14 protein-coding genes and 2 tRNA genes are annotated in these 16,186 nt (G+C 42.8%); 11 read left to right on the top strand and 5 right to left on the bottom strand.

Going from position 1 to position 16,186, the window contains the following annotated elements; translation table 11 throughout:
• The first annotated feature begins 101 nt into the window (after positions 1 to 101).
• The 3 genes from A7456_RS06575 (at position 102) to A7456_RS06585 (ending at position 1,285) form a co-directional block, all read left to right on the top strand.
• A tRNA-Ser gene (locus tag A7456_RS06575) sits at positions 102 to 191 on the top strand.
• A 133-nt stretch (positions 192 to 324) separates the two neighbouring features.
• Positions 325 to 401: transfer RNA gene (locus tag A7456_RS06580), tRNA-Arg, on the top strand.
• Positions 402 to 628: 227 nt separating this feature from the next.
• Positions 629 to 1,285: an RDD family protein gene (locus A7456_RS06585; RefSeq protein ID WP_169816057.1), complete on the top strand. Its 657-nt coding sequence runs from the start codon at positions 629 to 631 to the stop codon at positions 1,283 to 1,285.
• 147 nt (positions 1,286 to 1,432) lie between these two features.
• Here A7456_RS06585 and A7456_RS06590 read toward each other — a convergent pair whose 3' ends face one another.
• Both A7456_RS06590 and mutM read right to left on the bottom strand, forming a co-directional pair.
• A complete protein-coding gene (locus A7456_RS06590; protein ID WP_066884763.1) occupies positions 1,433 to 1,840 on the bottom strand; it encodes a hypothetical protein in 408 nt (135 codons plus the stop codon).
• A 206-nt stretch (positions 1,841 to 2,046) separates the two neighbouring features.
• On the bottom strand, positions 2,047 to 2,889 hold the full coding sequence (gene mutM / locus A7456_RS06595) for a bifunctional DNA-formamidopyrimidine glycosylase/DNA-(apurinic or apyrimidinic site) lyase (protein WP_067009010.1): 843 nt from the start codon (positions 2,887 to 2,889) through the stop codon (positions 2,047 to 2,049).
• Between the two features lie 414 nt (positions 2,890 to 3,303).
• On the opposite strand from mutM, the gene ettA reads away from it, so the two are divergent.
• Both ettA and def read left to right on the top strand, forming a co-directional pair.
• Complete coding sequence (ettA, locus tag A7456_RS06605) at positions 3,304 to 4,965, top strand: energy-dependent translational throttle protein EttA (RefSeq protein ID WP_064635525.1); 1,662 nt, start codon at positions 3,304 to 3,306, stop codon at positions 4,963 to 4,965.
• A gap of 225 nt (positions 4,966 to 5,190) precedes the next feature.
• Entirely contained in the window at positions 5,191 to 5,703 is a 513-nt protein-coding gene (gene def / locus A7456_RS06610) for a peptide deformylase (protein WP_067008880.1), read from the top strand.
• A gap of 82 nt (positions 5,704 to 5,785) precedes the next feature.
• On the opposite strand, the gene ompR is transcribed toward def, so the two are convergent.
• Positions 5,786 to 6,532, bottom strand: coding sequence for an osmolarity response regulator transcription factor OmpR (gene ompR / locus A7456_RS06615; RefSeq protein ID WP_066884755.1), 747 nt, complete (start codon positions 6,530 to 6,532; stop codon positions 5,786 to 5,788).
• A 150-nt stretch (positions 6,533 to 6,682) separates the two neighbouring features.
• On the opposite strand from ompR, the gene A7456_RS11425 reads away from it, so the two are divergent.
• The 6 genes from A7456_RS11425 (at position 6,683) to tmk (ending at position 11,189) form a co-directional block, all read left to right on the top strand.
• A complete protein-coding gene (locus A7456_RS11425; protein WP_156629032.1) occupies positions 6,683 to 6,829 on the top strand; it encodes a hypothetical protein in 147 nt (48 codons plus the stop codon).
• A 266-nt stretch (positions 6,830 to 7,095) separates the two neighbouring features.
• A complete protein-coding gene (locus tag A7456_RS06620; RefSeq protein ID WP_067008883.1) occupies positions 7,096 to 7,371 on the top strand; it encodes a GNAT family N-acetyltransferase in 276 nt (91 codons plus the stop codon).
• Positions 7,372 to 7,501: 130 nt separating this feature from the next.
• Entirely contained in the window at positions 7,502 to 7,792 is a 291-nt protein-coding gene (locus tag A7456_RS06625) for a 4a-hydroxytetrahydrobiopterin dehydratase (RefSeq protein ID WP_066884748.1), read from the top strand.
• A gap of 230 nt (positions 7,793 to 8,022) precedes the next feature.
• Positions 8,023 to 9,132: an AOC03_06830 family ribosome hibernation factor gene (locus A7456_RS06630; protein ID WP_066893087.1), complete on the top strand. Its 1,110-nt coding sequence runs from the start codon at positions 8,023 to 8,025 to the stop codon at positions 9,130 to 9,132.
• Positions 9,133 to 9,355: 223 nt separating this feature from the next.
• A complete protein-coding gene (mltG, locus tag A7456_RS06635; RefSeq protein WP_067008886.1) occupies positions 9,356 to 10,480 on the top strand; it encodes an endolytic transglycosylase MltG in 1,125 nt (374 codons plus the stop codon).
• 64 nt (positions 10,481 to 10,544) lie between these two features.
• Positions 10,545 to 11,189, top strand: coding sequence for a dTMP kinase (tmk, locus tag A7456_RS06640; RefSeq protein WP_067008889.1), 645 nt, complete (start codon positions 10,545 to 10,547; stop codon positions 11,187 to 11,189).
• 194 nt (positions 11,190 to 11,383) lie between these two features.
• Here tmk and A7456_RS06645 read toward each other — a convergent pair whose 3' ends face one another.
• Both A7456_RS06645 and A7456_RS06650 read right to left on the bottom strand, forming a co-directional pair.
• Entirely contained in the window at positions 11,384 to 13,024 is a 1,641-nt protein-coding gene (locus A7456_RS06645; RefSeq protein ID WP_067008892.1) for a surface lipoprotein assembly modifier, read from the bottom strand.
• Between the two features lies 1 nt (position 13,025).
• Entirely contained in the window at positions 13,026 to 16,022 is a 2,997-nt protein-coding gene (locus A7456_RS06650; protein ID WP_067008895.1) for a lactoferrin/transferrin family TonB-dependent receptor, read from the bottom strand.
• Positions 16,023 to 16,186: the final 164 nt, after the last annotated feature.

Here is a 16,186-nt window from a genome sequence, read left to right on the forward strand (position 1 = left end):
TTTTAAAAAATTTATCATAAAAAAATAAAAAACCCTTGCATTTTTGTCAAACTTTGCTATAATCATCGCCCACAGCTTTTGACAAATTTGTCAATCAAAATGGTGACGTGGGTGAGTGGCTGAAACCACATCCCTGCTAAGGATGCATACGGGAAACTGTATCGAGGGTTCGAATCCCTCCGTCACCGCCATTTATTTTAAAATATTTATTTAATTAAAATGTTTATTTTAAGATAAGTAAAAAAGGCTTGACATACTAAATTATTAGTGTATAATAGCCCACCACGACAGGTGGTTAATGATTGAAATTACATCTGTTGTACTGCACCCGTAGCTCAGTTGGATAGAGCACTTGGCTACGAACTAAGGGGTCGGGAGTTCGAATCTCTCCGGGTGCGCCACATACCAAACACCAAAACTTGATTGAGTTTTGGTGTTTTTATTTGTGCAAGTTTTATTGGGTCATTACATTATCAGTGATTATTTTAATCAGTTATTTTTTTATTTTTACATATAAAAGTATGGATTTATGGTAGCGACTGATAAAAGTGTGATAAACACTCAACACTCCCCAAAGTCATGGTAAAATGGTGTTTATTTTAACACCACTTAGCATCAATTTACCATCATGACTACAAAAAACAAAACCCCAAAATCTCACTCATCGCCTAAGACACATACCGCAGATAAGCCTACACAGACAGACTTTGATGAGGCGCCCATCATCGCCAAACCCTTGGTGCGAATGATGGCACTGTTGTATGATGGTATGTTAATATTGGCGATGTTGTTTTTGGTGGGGACGATTGGGGCGGTGATTGGCACGTTGTTATTTATGGAGGTGGGTACAGATTCAACACATGCCCAAAGACTGCCAACATGGTATCAACATGGGGTAATGTCGCCACTGTTTGTGCTGACTTTGATGGGTTTTTATGGATTGTTTTGGCAAAAATCAGGGCAGACGCTTGGCATGCAGACATGGCGACTAAAAACGCTAGATAATACAGGGCATCTTCTGACATGGTCGCAAAGCATGCACCGTATCATTAGTGCTTGCCTGCTACCCATACTTTGTGCGATTATCGGTAGTGTGCTATATGGTTCACGTCTGGCGGTGTTGATGAGTGCTATGCTTGGGTTTTTGTTTAATTATCTGTTTTGTGCATTCAATGCCAAGGGGCTTGCTGTACATGACATGCTGTCCAATACCATCACCTTAAAAATGCCCAAAATCCAGCATCAAAGCCTATGGCAATCATGGCGTAAAAAACAAAAAGCATAAAATCGCCCAGCCTATCACAGATTGGGTGGTTTTGTAGAAAGATTTTAATGTTGAAAATGTATCATGTTGCAATTTGTATGATATCAAAAAACCCCATTTATCAAAAGATGGTAAATGGGTTGGAGAAAGTGTTAATTGGGGTGTAAATCAGCGTGGGTTTACCACCACATTTTGATCGGTATTAATGATAATCTCAGAAGGTCTGTCCACAACAATGCGTACCTCGTTGGGATTTTCTTTATGAGCGTTGCGGTGATTGTCATAAACCTCGGTGCAACCCACACACCGAGACAACGCTGACCAAGGTTTGACAACCAAAGTCTCATAAGAACTCTCCACGCTACCTGATGCCATAGAAAATGGTAAGCCTACCGCATGCAGTGCCGTGCCTGCAATCGCACCAACTAACTGCAACGGTTTGGCAATCGTAACATCAAGCACGGTAGTGCCATAGGTAGGACCAAAATCCTCTTCATTAATCTCTATGGCAGCATGAGCGGTAGTGCTGATTAGAGTGGCGACAGTCAGTGCCAGTAGTGTATGTTTAATTTTCATGAGAATATCCTAAGGGGGCGATATGCCTAAGAGATAGATTTATGAGATAGATTTATGCTACTATTAAAACAAGTTTTTTTCATATTATCAAGTCAATTTTATCAGAAATTGAATGGACGGTAAATTTTTCCGACAAGGGGTAAACAAAGCAGTAACATTTGGTGATGAATGATGAGCGTCAAAAGTTGATAAATCAAGCAGTTGGGTTAAGCGGATGAATTAAATGGCTGGCAGTTGGGACAATAAACACTGGCCCGTCCGCCGATTTTGATGGAGCTTAATGGCTCATGGCAAACTGTGCAGGGTTGACCAGCGCGACCATAGGCGAGTAGGGTTTGTTGAAAATAGCCCGTCTTACCTGCCCCTACGCTAAAATCTTTTAGGCTTGATCCACCTTGTCCGATAGAGTGAGTAAGTATTAATTTGATGTTATTTATCAGCAGGGTTATCTTATCTTTATCTATTTGATGGGCGGGCGTGGCAGGGTGTATGCCTGACATGAACAGGCTCTCCACCGCATAGATATTGCCCACACCAACCACGATGGATTGATCCATGATGACCGACTTGATGGGGCGGGTGATGGGTCTTTTGGGGTTTTTGTGGATTATTTCATACAGACAGTCAGTATTAAAACCATCATCCAAAGGCTCTACCCCAAGTTTATTCAGATACCGCTCGCCATCATCTGCCCACACTACCATGCCAAAACGTCTGGGGTCATGATAGTGCAAACGTACAGAAGTATCATCAAAACCAAAAATGACATGGTCATGCTTACGTGGGGTAAGGGCGTCGTGCTGTTGTAGACTGCCTGACATGCCTAAGTGAATGAGTAGGCGAAAGGGTGAACCATTTTTATTAAAATCAAGCAGCAGATATTTGGCACGGCGAACCACACGTACAAGTTTGGCACCAACCAGTTCATCTAAGTCGCTTGGTATCACTTCACGCAAACGATGAGCAGATGTGTAGATGTCGCCGATACGCTTGCCGATGAGTGGAGTAAGGCTGGCTTTGGTTGTTTCAACTTCGGGTAATTCTGGCATGTTATCGTTTTGGTGATGGCAAATGGTCATTTTATCACATTTTAGTGTGTCATTGTTGGGTGTGTTATGGTGTTGGGTATGTTATGGTGTGCATTTGTCATAACCATACAATTTTGATGAGTGCTTGCTTTTGTGATTTGATTTATTATGACGACCCAATTTGTTGTGATGGCTGATTTGGCAAAAAGAGTATCATTGGTTGGGTTTGTGGTATTTTTGTTGTCATGCACAATCATAATTTTAATGGGTGAAATGCCATCAGTCATTTTAACCCAATTCTTTTTACCAAAATCTTAACGTAACAAACTTGCCCCACCGCTCAAACCATGCGATAATAAACGGTTAAATTGGTGAAAATTTAGCAAGTTTTAATCAGACCAATTTTTAAAATTCTCTTTTAATTCAAGGATTTGTATGGCTCAATATATCTACACCATGAACAAAGTGTCAAAACTTGTTCCGCCAAAGCGTGAAATTTTAAAAGACATTTCATTGTCCTTTTTCCCAGGTGCTAAAATTGGCGTGCTGGGTCTAAATGGTGCTGGCAAATCCACGCTGCTGCGTATCATGGCGGGTGTGGATACAGAATTTAGCGGTGAAGCACGAGCAGCAACAGGCATTAAAATTGGCTACCTGCCCCAAGAGCCACAGCTTGACCCTGCCAAAGATGTGCGTGGCAATGTGGAAGATGGTGTGCGTGAGGCCTTAGATGCCCTAGAACGCCTAAACCAAATCTATGCTGAATATGCCGAGCCTGATGCTGATTTTGACAAATTGGCAGCCGAGCAAGGCAAAATGGAAGACATCATTCAAGCGTGGGATGCCCACAACCTAAATACCCAGCTTGAAAAAGCAGCGGATGCCCTTCGCCTGCCACCGTGGGATGCCGATGTCTCCAAGCTGTCAGGGGGTGAAAAACGCCGTGTTGCTTTGTGTCGTTTGCTACTGTCCAAGCCTGACATGCTACTTTTGGATGAACCGACTAACCATTTGGATGCAGAGTCTGTGGCATGGCTTGAACGCTTCTTAAAAGACTACTCTGGTACGATTGTGGCGATTACCCATGACCGCTATTTTCTTGACAATGTCGCTGAGTGGATTTTGGAGCTAGACCGTGGTTATGGCTATCCCTACCAAGGCAACTACACCGAGTGGCTAGAACAAAAGAACAAACGCTTAGAACAAGAGCAAAAACAAGAAGAGGCCTTTGCCAAGGCACTAAAACAAGAGCTAGAATGGGTGCGTAAAAACCAAAAAGGTCAGCAAGCCAAATCCAAATCTCGTCTAGAACGCTTTGAGGAGATGAATTCTCGTGAGTTTCAACAGCGTAACGAAACGGCGGAGATTTATATCCCACCAGGGCCTCGTTTGGGCAATAAAGTCATTGAGGTCAATAACATCTCAAAATCTTTTGATGGACGCTTGTTGTACGAAAACTTATCATTTACTGTGCCACCCATGGCAATTGTCGGCATTGTGGGCCCAAATGGTGCTGGCAAAACCACACTTTTTAACATGATTACAGGTAAAGACACGCCAGATACAGGCACAGTAGAGGTTGGCGAGAGCGTAAAAGTTGCCTATGTGGGGCAGGTCAGAGATGAGCTGGATGATAAAAAAACCGTGTGGGAGGAGGTCTCGGACGGCTTGGATATGATTACCGTGGGTGAGTATACCACGCCTAGCCGTGCCTATATCGGACGCTTTAACTTTAAAGGGCAAGACCAACAAAAACTCGTTGGTAATTTATCAGGCGGTGAGCGTAACCGCTTGCAACTTGCCAAGACCCTAAAACAAGGGGCAAATGTCATCTTGCTGGATGAACCATCCAACGACCTTGATGTGGAGACCTTGCGTGCCTTAGAAGATGCGGTGCAGGTGTTCCCTGGTACGGTCATGGTGGTGTCGCATGACCGTTGGTTCTTGGACCGTATTTGTACGCATATTTTATCATTTGAGAACGAAGCGCCAGAGTTTTTTGATGGTAATTATAGCGAATATGAAAAATGGCGTAAAGAGCGACTTGGGGCGGATGCCACGCCTAAGCGGATGAAGTATAAGAAGATTGGTGGGTAATTTCGCTTAAATAGCAAAACAGCGAGCAATGAAAGTTGGTCGCTGTTTCGTTAATGACTGTTTTATTGATAATGGCGAATTGCTTAAACTTGTTGGTGAGCATGTTTGTTTTTGTAGGTTGTTTTTAACAACGACAAAGACCGCCAAATCACAATCATCCCAAATCCATTTTACCAAATCTTAATTTTCCGATATAATAACCCAAAACCAACAGCAAGAGATATTATGGCACTGTTACCCATTTTACATTATCCCAACCCACGCCTGCGTACTGTGGCAAGTGAAGTTGATGAGATTGATGATGACATTAAGAACTTAATTGGCGACATGTTTGAGACCATGTATGATGCCAAAGGCATTGGACTTGCGGCAACACAAGTAGATAGACACGTACAAGTGGTAACCATGGATCTTGCCAAAGAGGGTGAACAGCCACAACCCAAGGTGTACATTAATCCCAAAGTTACGCCACTGACCGATGAGCTTGTCTCTTACAAAGAGGGTTGTTTGTCCATCCCTGAGGTGTATGATGAAATCAGTCGCCCCGCACGTGTTCAGATTGATGCCTTAGATGCTGATGGCAAGCCATTTAGCATTCAGGCTGATGGATTGTTGGCGGTGTGCATTCAACATGAGCTTGACCACTTAAATGGCATTTTGTTTGTAGATTATTTATCACGTCTAAAACAAGATCGTGCCAAAGAGAAAGTGCGTAAAGTAGTCGCTAAAAAAGGCTGATGTGCAAGCGTTTATACAGATAGCCTAAGATGGATATCCAGTAAAAAACCAAACAAAAAAGCGTTGTTTGGTTTTTGTGTTATCAGCTCTCTGCTCCATCAGGCACAAAAACGTAGCCTACGCCCCATACCGTCTGGATGTAGCGAGCCTGAGAAGGGTTGTCTTCGATGAGTCGTCTTAGCCGTGAGACCTGCACATCAATTGAACGCTCCATCGCTCCCCATTCACGCCCACGAGCTAGATTCATAAGCTTATCACGAGTCAGTGGCTCTCTGGGGTGCTGAACGAGTGCTTTTAGAACACTAAACTCGCCCGTGGTTAGGGTAACGATATTACCGTCCTTTTTTAGGGTGCGAGTAGACAAATCAAGCGTCCATGAGCCAAATTCTACCACTTCCATCTGCTGAGATGGGGCGCCGGGCAGCTCTCGGTTGTGACGACGAAGTACCGCTTTGATGCGAGCCAGTAGCTCTTTGGGGTTAAAGGGTTTAGGCAGGTAATCATCTGCCCCTGCTTCAAGCCCTGTGATGCGGTCAGTGTCCAAGCCTTTGGCGGTCAGCATGATGATGGGAATGTCAGTATTATCAGCGCGTAGGCGTTTGCAGATGGCGATACCATCTTCATCAGGCAACATCAAATCAAGCACGATAAGCGAGAACATCTCACGTTGCATGAGTTTATCCATCTGCTTGCCATCATGGCAGGCACGCACAGTAAAGCCATCATCTTCTAAAAATCGTTGTAATAAAGCACGCAGCCTGGCATCATCATCAACGACCAATATACGATGAGTGGCATTTAAATGAGAATTGGTGTTGTTTTCGGTCATGTGTTACCCCTGATAATTGTATGAATCTTAGTTTACAACATTACACAAAAAAATGTAACTGTTTTTGTCATGATAAATAATATTTTAAGGTTAAACCATCTTTTGGTCATCTTAAATGGTTAAAGATTTCAAAGTATGTGAAAACTGGGCATGTCCGACTTTGGTGTTTACAATGAAAATGCCTGTTTAAAATCAAAAAAGCAGGGGAGTGGTTCGTTTTCAAGGGAAAACACCAAGGGAAAAACACAGATTAGTGATTTTATCAAGCAAGTCTTTGGTGTAAACAAAGATGATTGAAACATTAAAATTTATCAAAATTTTATCAAATTTTAATGAAATACCATCAAAAAAATATCATCAATGGCAGACACGCCCTAAAATAAATTATCATACCATGATGCGTGCCAAAAGTCGGTAATATTTTGGTAAATGAGACTTTTACTCTGATAAAATTTGTGCTAGCATAACAAAAGTAATTTTCAACCTTTAACCTTTGATTTTTAATATTGAATTTTGATTTTTAATATTAAATGTAGAGCGTTAAAACATTAAGGAAGCATTTCATGACTGACATCACCCACAACACCGATGCAGGGCGTTTTGAGATAACCATTGATGGACATACTGGCTTTTTAAGCTACGAAGTCATCGATGGCGATACACTAGATTATAATCATACCATCGTTCCCAAAGAGTTGAGCGGACGTGGGCTGGGTACGGCATTGGTCAAGCATGCCTTGGACTATGCTCGTAATCATGACAAAAAAATCGTACCAAGCTGTTCATTTGTGGCAAGCTATATCAATAGACAAGACGAGTACCAATCACTGTTGGCATGAGCATGAATCATGCTTTTAGGTTGTGATAATCGTTTACAAAAATGTCGGTAAATTTGGCAAAAATCTTACCGAAATTTTTAAGATTTTGGTAAAATGGTCTGCTATGTCTTAGCAAGCCAAAAGGAACATTATGAGCAGTCTTACCACAGATCAGGTCGCCTTACAATTAGAAAGATTGCAGGGCTGGACATTAGATGGCAACAGTATTATCAAAACATATGAATTTGCCAGTTTTGCCGACGTCATTGCCTTTATCGTTCGTGTGGCGTTTTATTGTGAAGAGTTAGAATATTATCCCACCTGGGAGAATACTGGTACTTTACTCAAAGTACGCATTGGCGGATTTGATCAATACGAAGTACATGGGCGAGACATTCAGCTTGCCAAACGCATGGAAATGGCAAATGGTGTGATTTTTTAAAAATGAGAAAAAGGCAGATTTTTTACAAAGATTTACAAACTTCACCATCAATCTCACAAAGCTGTTTTTTTGGCTACATTTTAACCATAAAACCGCCCATTTTTTAACAGACAAATGCCCAAAAAATCGCTACAATTATCGCTGTATTTAATATTTAATAACCTAATGATTGATGATGGTTGATTTTAGTTGGTCATCAAGTTAGTCATATGTCAAATAAGGAGTCTATAATGAAAGCGACATTAAAAAGCCTAAAAACCACACGTGGCAATCCTGCTGTGAGTATCTTTGTAAAAACCCATCGCACCCATCCAGAAAATGAGCAAGACAGCATTGCCCTAAAAAATCAACTAAAAGTTGCCGAAGACCGCATCACCAATGAGCATGACAAACGCACCAGTGATAAGATTTTGGAACTTATTCATGCCAAAACCGATGAGCTTGACCACAATTATAATCTAGATACGCTTGCCATATTTGCCAACGAAAATGAAGCCCAAGTGTTACGCCTGCCATTTGATGCCAAAGAGCGTGTGATTTTGGGTGAAAAATTTGCCACCAGAGATTTGGTGCGTGACATGTCCGAAGCGGTGCATTATTATGTACTTGTGATAACAAGCGAACACGCTCGCCTAATTGAGGCAATCAACGACCGTGTGGTCAAAGAAATCGGTGGTGAAAGCGAACGCCAATCACAAATGAGTGAGCTGACTTTCCCAATCAACAACACCAGCCTGCCCACAGGTTCAAAAGCCGACCGTACAGGCTCATCAGATGACGACAGCTATCTAAAAGAGTTCATGAACCGTGTGGATAAGAGCATGCAGGAGTTTCGTAACATTGACCCATTGCCTGTGATTTTGGTTGGTGATAGCCGTACTTTGGGCTTTTATGAGCAGGTAGTGGATAATGACAGCTTTATCATCGGTAAGGTTGAGCACCTACCTAACCTAAAAGACGGACGTGCCGAAGAGATTGTGGCAGGCGTGCAAGAGGTGGTAGAGACACAACGTGCTACTCGCTATGAAACCGCCCAAGGTGAACTTGAAAAAGCCCGTAACGAGAAAATGGTACGCACCGATTTGCAACAAATCTACCGCTCAGCTGTTGAGGGTAATGCTGTTAAACTTTTGGTACGTCAAGGACACATCGTCCCTGCTACCATTGATGAGAGTGCTTTAACTTTGCTTGTGGCAGATGATGCCACAGCAGAGGGAGTAACTGATGATGCGGTCAGTGAGATTATTGAGATTGTCAGCCATAACGGCGGTGAGGTGGTATTTGTCCCCAAAGACAGTATGGATGAAAAAGAGCCAATCGCTCTTATTACTCGCTACTAATTGACGTTTAAAAACCAAAGAACAAAAACCTGCCCATCGGTGGGTTTTTGGTTTTTGATAAAATCAATTTCAACAGTGTCTGCCATTAAATCAACATTTAAATCAACATAAAGTTACTCTAATAAATTATCCTACTAATGTTGCAATGCTAATGTTACAATAATTTTTAAAATTGCTGTTGTAATTTGCTACAATAAGTCAATTTTCATCAAACATCATTACCATGCCAGTCAAAAAAATCAACACTCCAAAACCAGCTCCAACCAAAAACACTAAAAATGCCAAAAACACTAAAAGTGCCAAATTCAAACGGCTGATTTTTATTGCTCTAATTATTATGATTGCTTTGTGTGGTGTTATTATTTACATGACCGCCTTTGCCAAAACTAACCGCTCTGCCCAAACTTTGACCGTAGAAAAGGGTGATACTTATCACAGTCTTTTGGTCAAAGACAAATGGCAGACCAGTCCGCTTGCATCTGCCACTGCTACACGGTTGTATCTAAAATTGCATGCCAAAAATAACTTAGAAACAGGAACCTACCAAATCCCCCAAGGGGCAAGTCTTGCTGATGTTGTTAAGATTTTAGGTCAAGGGGGGGAGGTTGCCATGATAAAAGTGCAAATCATTGAAGGTAAAACCATCAAAGACTTGTATCACACCCTAAAAACAACCGATGGGGTCAAACTAGAATTACTCACACCCCTGTTATCAGATGCTGATGGATATTCATGGGTTGATGTGGCACAAGATAATGCCAAAGTTACCAAAACCCTAAATATCAGCACACCCAACGGCAATCCTGAGGGGCAGTTTGCTCCTAATACCTACTTTTTTAATCAAGGCACAACCGACACTGTCATTTTAAAAAAACTGCACAGCGACCAGATGGCGATATTGGGTAAGATATGGGCAGAACGTGATGAGGGTTTGCCTTATAAAACGCCTTATGATGCACTTATCATGGCAAGCATCATAGAAAAAGAAACAGGCATAAAATCTGAAAGAGATGACGTGTCAGCCGTATTTGTTAATCGCCTGCATCAAGGCATGAGATTACAAACCGACCCGACCATCATCTATGGACTGTTTGACCGTTATGATGGCAAGATTTACCGCTCCAACATTGACGAAAAAACCGACTACAACACCTATCAGATTGACGGCTTACCGCCCACGCCCATTGCCCTGCCGTCTGCCGAAGCCATACAGGCGAGTTTGCACCCATCTGATGTGCCATACATCTATTTTGTGGCGACAGGTAAGGGCGGTCATAAATTTAGCCTAACCCTTGCTGAGCATAACAAGGCAGTGGCGGAGTATCGGGCTTTGATGGCGGATAAATAGATGACGTTGCAATCTTTTGTGTGTCATTAACACTTTTAAAAAAATCAAAATATTTGGAAAAATCATGACAATACCCCAATTTATCACCTTTGAAGGTACCGAAGGCGTGGGCAAAACGACCGCCATAGATAACTTTTGCTGTGAGCTTGATAAACAGGGCATCTCTCACATCCGCACCCGTGAGCCAGGGGGTAGCCTGCTTGCCGAAGCGTTGCGTAAGATTTTGCTGGATAACAAAACCCACATCAATGATGACACCGAGCTTTTACTCATGTTCGCCGCACGAGCTGACCATTTGCATCGCACTATTTTGCCAGCACTCTCGGACGGTAAATGGGTTATTTGCGACCGTTTTTTTGACAGCACCGTGGCGTATCAAGGTTTTGGGCGGTTTGGGGGCGATGAGCATGAGCTTGCTAGGATTGAACGGCTTATTCATGACTTTATCCCAAAACAGCCTGATTTGACTTTTTGGCTGGATTTAGACCCTGCCATTGGCTTGGAGCGGGCAGGTAAGCGAAGTCAAGCCGACCGCTTTGAGAGTGCGGGGCAGGAATTTTTTGACAAAACTTATCAAGGTTTTTTGTATCAATACCAAAAAAATCCCGAGCGTATCAAGCGAATCAATGCCAATCAAAGCCCTGATGGTGTAACAGATGAGATTATGCAGATTTTCAAGATTAGCCAAAAGCGGTTGCTCTTGCTTTGATATGCTTTAACGCTTAGCTCTGTTGCTCTTGTGTCATCATGCTTGTTGATGGGTAATGGTAATGGTAATGGTAATGGGTTTTGTCTTTGCTTAAATGGGTTTTGATGGTATAAATAGTTGTCATCAAAGAAGCTTAATAATACCACAATACTCAAAAACCGCCAGCCACCTTAACCTGCTCTTAGGCAATTGGGTTAAAACGACCGACCAAGCTCCAAATAAAAATTTTGTTTATTATGGCTATAAAGTGCTGGTAAGTTGCTGTTATTTTTACTGTAACGATAAGTCAGCTTCGGCGTTAATCCAAGCCAGCGAATGTCTTTGTGCCAAATGGAGGTTTGTAGGGTTAGGGTTTTATCTGTGCGATACACATCATTAGGATTGACCAGACGCAATAATTTACCATGATAACGCTCACGCTCAGCACTCACCCTACCTTGCACGGTCAGACCATTTGGTAATCTTTGCAACACCCCAAAATGTATCTTTGTGGCATGACTGCTTTTTGTTGCATCTTGCAGATGACTAAGCTGATACCCCACGCCCAAAGAATAACGACGATTTGGGCCATCTTGCAACAAAATGGTGTCATTCACATGATAACGCTTGCCATCATAACCTTGATAACGCTCGGCATAATTGCCTTTTTCCATGCGCACAAAAAACGCATTTTGCCATTTATCATTTACCTGATGATGGCTGCCAAACGCCACGCCCTGACTGTCTTTTCTGGGGGATAATCTGCCATGCAACTGCTGATTGGTGGCAAAAATACGCCCAACAAAAGGCACGACATCAACATAACCTTTTTGGTGGTCTTTTCTTAGCCCAGCATGAGCAAAAACCGCCAGTTCATTGTGGCTTTTGTCATCATAAAACTTACCATCAACATCTAGGGCTGTATAAATACTGATGCCATGACTAAGTGGCGTGTATTTATTCACACCAAGCGATAAGGCAAGCCCATGAGCAGGTTTTGGGGCGTCTTTTTTAATGTTGGGCTGTGTGATGGTAGAGGCGGCATTGATATTGTCCAAATGCAGATAGTTGATGCCCAAATCCAAGCCCATTTTATATTTTTTATGCAAATAGCGACTTTGCGACAGCACCCATCTTTGTTCTTTTTTGCTTAATTTTAAAAAGTGGGCATCGTCTTTGAGTTCATCTAGCACCATTTGGGCGTGTTTATCGTGCTTTTTGGTCAGAAGCAAAGAGGCAAGTTGTAATTTCACCGCCGTAAGCGTCGGCTCTTTGCTACTCAAATCGGTCAGCAGATTTAATGCCAATTTGGTGTTGCCATCACTTAGGGCAAGTTTGCTTTGGGCAAATAACAACAAAACATCATCTTGATAATCATCAGGCAGGCGGTCATAAAATGGCAATAACAAGCGTAATGTTGCCACATCATCTTGCACAATCGCTTGATGAAAGACATGATAAAATGCCTCTGGCTGGGCAAGTAAAAAATTGACATCTACGGTCGGTGGGGCAGATTGATTCTCATTGCTCTGATTAACGGTCAAGGCATTGATGGGCAAGGTATTGATGGGCAAGGGGCTTTTATCACTCTTTAAGCCATCACTGGTAAAACCATCGCCTAAGCCATCACCTAAGCCATCTGGGCTATCCAAACTGTCCAAATCTTTACCCAAACTTTCATCTGATAAACCATCAGCAGATGGCAGCTCATGCGTGGGCGTATGAATGGGCATATGATGGCTGTGGGCATACGCCTGTGCTGTTAATGTATCAACACAGAGCAATAACAGCAGCTGCTTTAAAAGTCTGTGCTTGACTTTTAAAGCAGGGTTGGTCTTTGATAAAAAACAGGTCATATTAAAACTTCATTTCAAGACTGGCAAAGTAACTGCGACCTGGTGCAATGTAACGGGTTGATTGGGTACTGCTTGCAGCTTCACTGGGCAGTTGGCGTGCCGCCTCCCATGTGGTGTAGCGGGTGTTTAACACATTATTAATGCCAAGGCGGGCGGTGATGCTCTCAGTTGGGCTATAATAACCTGTCATGTCCATTAAAGTATAGGCTTTGGGTATTGTGCGTGTTAAGGTTTGTGTTTCTCTTTTGCCATTTCGGATTCTAAGGGCACTAAGCTCATTTTCATCTTTTTGTTTGCTGTGCGTTAAAGTTGTGCCAATGCCCCATACTTGACTTGGGTGGTCATAGTTTAGACCGACCACATAGCGTGCTGGGGTGATGGCATCCCAAAAAGCAGGGCGAGCCTGATACCAACCATCGGCATCTTTGGGTGCAATGTAATCAAATTTCCCCAATTTGGTATGACCATAACCTAAGGTCATTTCAAGACCATCTGGCAGCTTTGATGTCATGGCATGCAAATCCAGTTTACCTTTGACGCTCACCCCTTTGATGGTTGCATTGTATAAGTTAGCAAATACCTCATCACTGGTTTTGGGCGTGGGTGGATTGCCAACACATTCATTGGAATCCAAATGAGCCTTACAATACTCTTGCTGGGCTTTGGTTAGGTTTGGTATGGCTTTATCTAACATGTCCTTGTAACGGCTTTTGAACATGCTCACCTCAATATCCCCCCAAGGGTGCTGATAGCGAAAGCCATATTCGTTGGTATTGGAAGTTTCAGGTTTGACATCAACCGCTCGTTTGGGAAAAGACACATCAGGGTCGTTTTTATGCTGGGCGGCGGTGCTGTTATAGTTGTATAACTCATAAAAACTTGGCGTACGAAAGCCTTTGGCAGTTTTATACAACAGGCTAAAATCAGGTGTCAGATGAACCGCCGCCCCAAAATTATAGCTTTTGTTGGTGTAAGTTTTGTTGATGATGTTTGAATCGGTGCTGTGAATGCGTTGTTTGTCCAAGCGTCCACCAAAACTTAAATCCACATAATCATTTGGTGTATAAAGGTTGTTAATGCCCACATATTGGTTACTGCCATGAATGGGAGCGCGTTCACATTCATTGGCATTACCACAGGCATCTTTTTCTTCTAAGCGTCCAAGGCGATTTTTGACAATCCACGCCGCCCCTGATTGCTTAAATTTGGCTTGCTCCTGTGCTGTCAGCGTGCTTTCATCAATGATGGCATCGCCTTGGGTGGTGTCAATGATTGTGCGTCTGCGGTTGTTGGCACGAAATTGGCTTTTAACTTTATCTGCACCAGCCAACACCGTCAAATCGTGCTGGCCCAGCAGGTCAAAATTAAAATCAAGTTTGCCTGTCAAACTGGTACGCCCTTCTTTATAACGGTAATTGTTTTGATATTCATAATGCCCAATTTCACTGATGCCACAATTTAAATCCACCTTAGGATATTGGCTACACGATTTTTTAATGTCATGGTTAATGATTTGGATATTTTGTTGGTGTAGGTTTAATTTTGCTTGTTCAAACCATGGCGTGTCAGGCTTAAACTCAAAACCTAACCCATAGCGAGTTTTGCCATGTTCTTGGTTAAACACACTGCTTCTGGCATAAGCCAGTTTTGGAATGGGGGCATCATTAGCCCCTGGTCTAAATGATGCTTGCGATGCGTCATTGGCATTTAGATACTCTTGATAATCATCGCAAAGGACAATGGAGCCGCCATTGGCAGGCTTACCGTCATTGCCCAATCTTGCCCCATGATAACTACAATGACGCATATCACGAATGTTGTATGTTTGCTTGGTGTCTTCTAATAACAGTTTGCTGACCAGATTTGGGGTGATTTTGATGTTAAGGCGTGCCAAATACGAGTCTGAACGATAGTCCATGGGGTCAGGCAACAACCGATAAGTACCTGTATAATCTTTGGCAGAGACAACCTCATGGGGGTGCATGGACGCCAAATATTGTGCTTTTTCAGCATCATTTAACTCAGAAAAATTGCGATTGCCGATACCATCTGGCAGGGCTTTGGTGTAGACATAAGGGTATTGTACGCAGTTTTTTGGGTCATCACTTGCCAAACAGCTTTCGGTGATGTAGCTTGTGCCTGCAAACAGTTCGTTAGGCTTTCTTAAATCATATTTTTGTTGCCATGCCCCCAAGCGATATAGGCTTTGGTTGATGCCATTTAGGTCGCTGTGTGCTTTGTTTTCTTTGCCTTTACGGCGAGTGTATTGCACCATCGCTTCCACACGCTCGGTTTTACCTGCCGCTGCCAGCGTCTGACTAAAATGGTCATTTTTGCTGTTATAAGTGGTTTTGCTTTGAGCGCCAAGATTTTTACCAGATTTTAAGACATCGCTCACATCTTTGGTATGAAACGCCACCGAACCGCCCAACGCACCAGAGCCTGCTTCTAGGGCATTACCGCCTTTATTGATGGCAACGGCGGCAATGTTTTCAATCTCTATCTCGTTCATCGCCCCAGAGCCTGCCCCAGCTCGTTTGGTGGATTCATCTTTGTAGGATTGAATTTGGGCAATGCCATCTACGGTAATCCCCACTCGGTTTTTATCCACGCCATGAATGGCAAATCCGCTGCTGCCACCACGCCCCTGCTCAACCACACTCACCCCAGTTTCATAACGCACCAAATCACGAATGCCCTGTACTTGTTCTTTTGCCAGCGTGTCAGCGGTTTTGACTGTTTTGCCAAGCCCTGTTACATCGGTGTCAAACCGAGAAACAGGGGCAGATGGGGTGGCGGTTACTGTGATGGCATCTAAATAGACGACAGGTGTTTTTGTGTCTTTGGCATCAGAGTTGGCATCTGTCTGAGTGTTTTCTTGCGCCCAAACGGATAAGGGCAAAACTGCCACACCAAATAACGCCGCTTTGATGGCAAGGTTTAAGCGGTGCGTGGTCATGGTATGGACTGATGGTGTGTGTGTGATAGATTTTGACATAAAAAATCCTAAACTTTATTTTCTATTTTCTGGCGATGTTTTAATCAAGGTATTATCTGGCGTATTTATCCAAGAATTCGCCCAAGGCATTGTTTTAAGGCACTGTTTTAAGACACCATTTCAAAGTGCTGTTTATTTCAAAGTGCTGTTTTAAGGCATTGCCA

This window comes from Moraxella nonliquefaciens (assembly GCF_001679005.1).
Taxonomy (GTDB): domain Bacteria; phylum Pseudomonadota; class Gammaproteobacteria; order Pseudomonadales; family Moraxellaceae; genus Moraxella; species Moraxella nonliquefaciens.

Bases quoted from the DNA above. Each gene is read 5' to 3' on its own strand.
- A7456_RS06585 (WP_169816057.1), top strand. From the start codon at position 629: ATGACTACAAAAAACAAAACCCCAAAATCTCACTCATCGCCTAAGACA.
- A7456_RS06590 (WP_066884763.1), bottom strand. From the start codon at position 1,840: ATGAAAATTAAACATACACTACTGGCACTGACTGTCGCCACTCTAATC.
- mutM (WP_067009010.1), bottom strand. From the start codon at position 2,889: ATGCCAGAATTACCCGAAGTTGAAACAACCAAAGCCAGCCTTACTCCA.
- ettA (WP_064635525.1), top strand. From the start codon at position 3,304: ATGGCTCAATATATCTACACCATGAACAAAGTGTCAAAACTTGTTCCG.
- def (WP_067008880.1), top strand. From the start codon at position 5,191: ATGGCACTGTTACCCATTTTACATTATCCCAACCCACGCCTGCGTACT.
- ompR (WP_066884755.1), bottom strand. From the start codon at position 6,532: ATGACCGAAAACAACACCAATTCTCATTTAAATGCCACTCATCGTATA.
- A7456_RS11425 (WP_156629032.1), top strand. From the start codon at position 6,683: ATGTCCGACTTTGGTGTTTACAATGAAAATGCCTGTTTAAAATCAAAA.
- A7456_RS06620 (WP_067008883.1), top strand. From the start codon at position 7,096: ATGACTGACATCACCCACAACACCGATGCAGGGCGTTTTGAGATAACC.
- A7456_RS06625 (WP_066884748.1), top strand. From the start codon at position 7,502: ATGAGCAGTCTTACCACAGATCAGGTCGCCTTACAATTAGAAAGATTG.
- A7456_RS06630 (WP_066893087.1), top strand. From the start codon at position 8,023: ATGAAAGCGACATTAAAAAGCCTAAAAACCACACGTGGCAATCCTGCT.
- mltG (WP_067008886.1), top strand. From the start codon at position 9,356: ATGCCAGTCAAAAAAATCAACACTCCAAAACCAGCTCCAACCAAAAAC.
- tmk (WP_067008889.1), top strand. From the start codon at position 10,545: ATGACAATACCCCAATTTATCACCTTTGAAGGTACCGAAGGCGTGGGC.
- A7456_RS06645 (WP_067008892.1), bottom strand. From the start codon at position 13,024: ATGACCTGTTTTTTATCAAAGACCAACCCTGCTTTAAAAGTCAAGCAC.
- A7456_RS06650 (WP_067008895.1), bottom strand. From the start codon at position 16,022: ATGTCAAAATCTATCACACACACACCATCAGTCCATACCATGACCACG.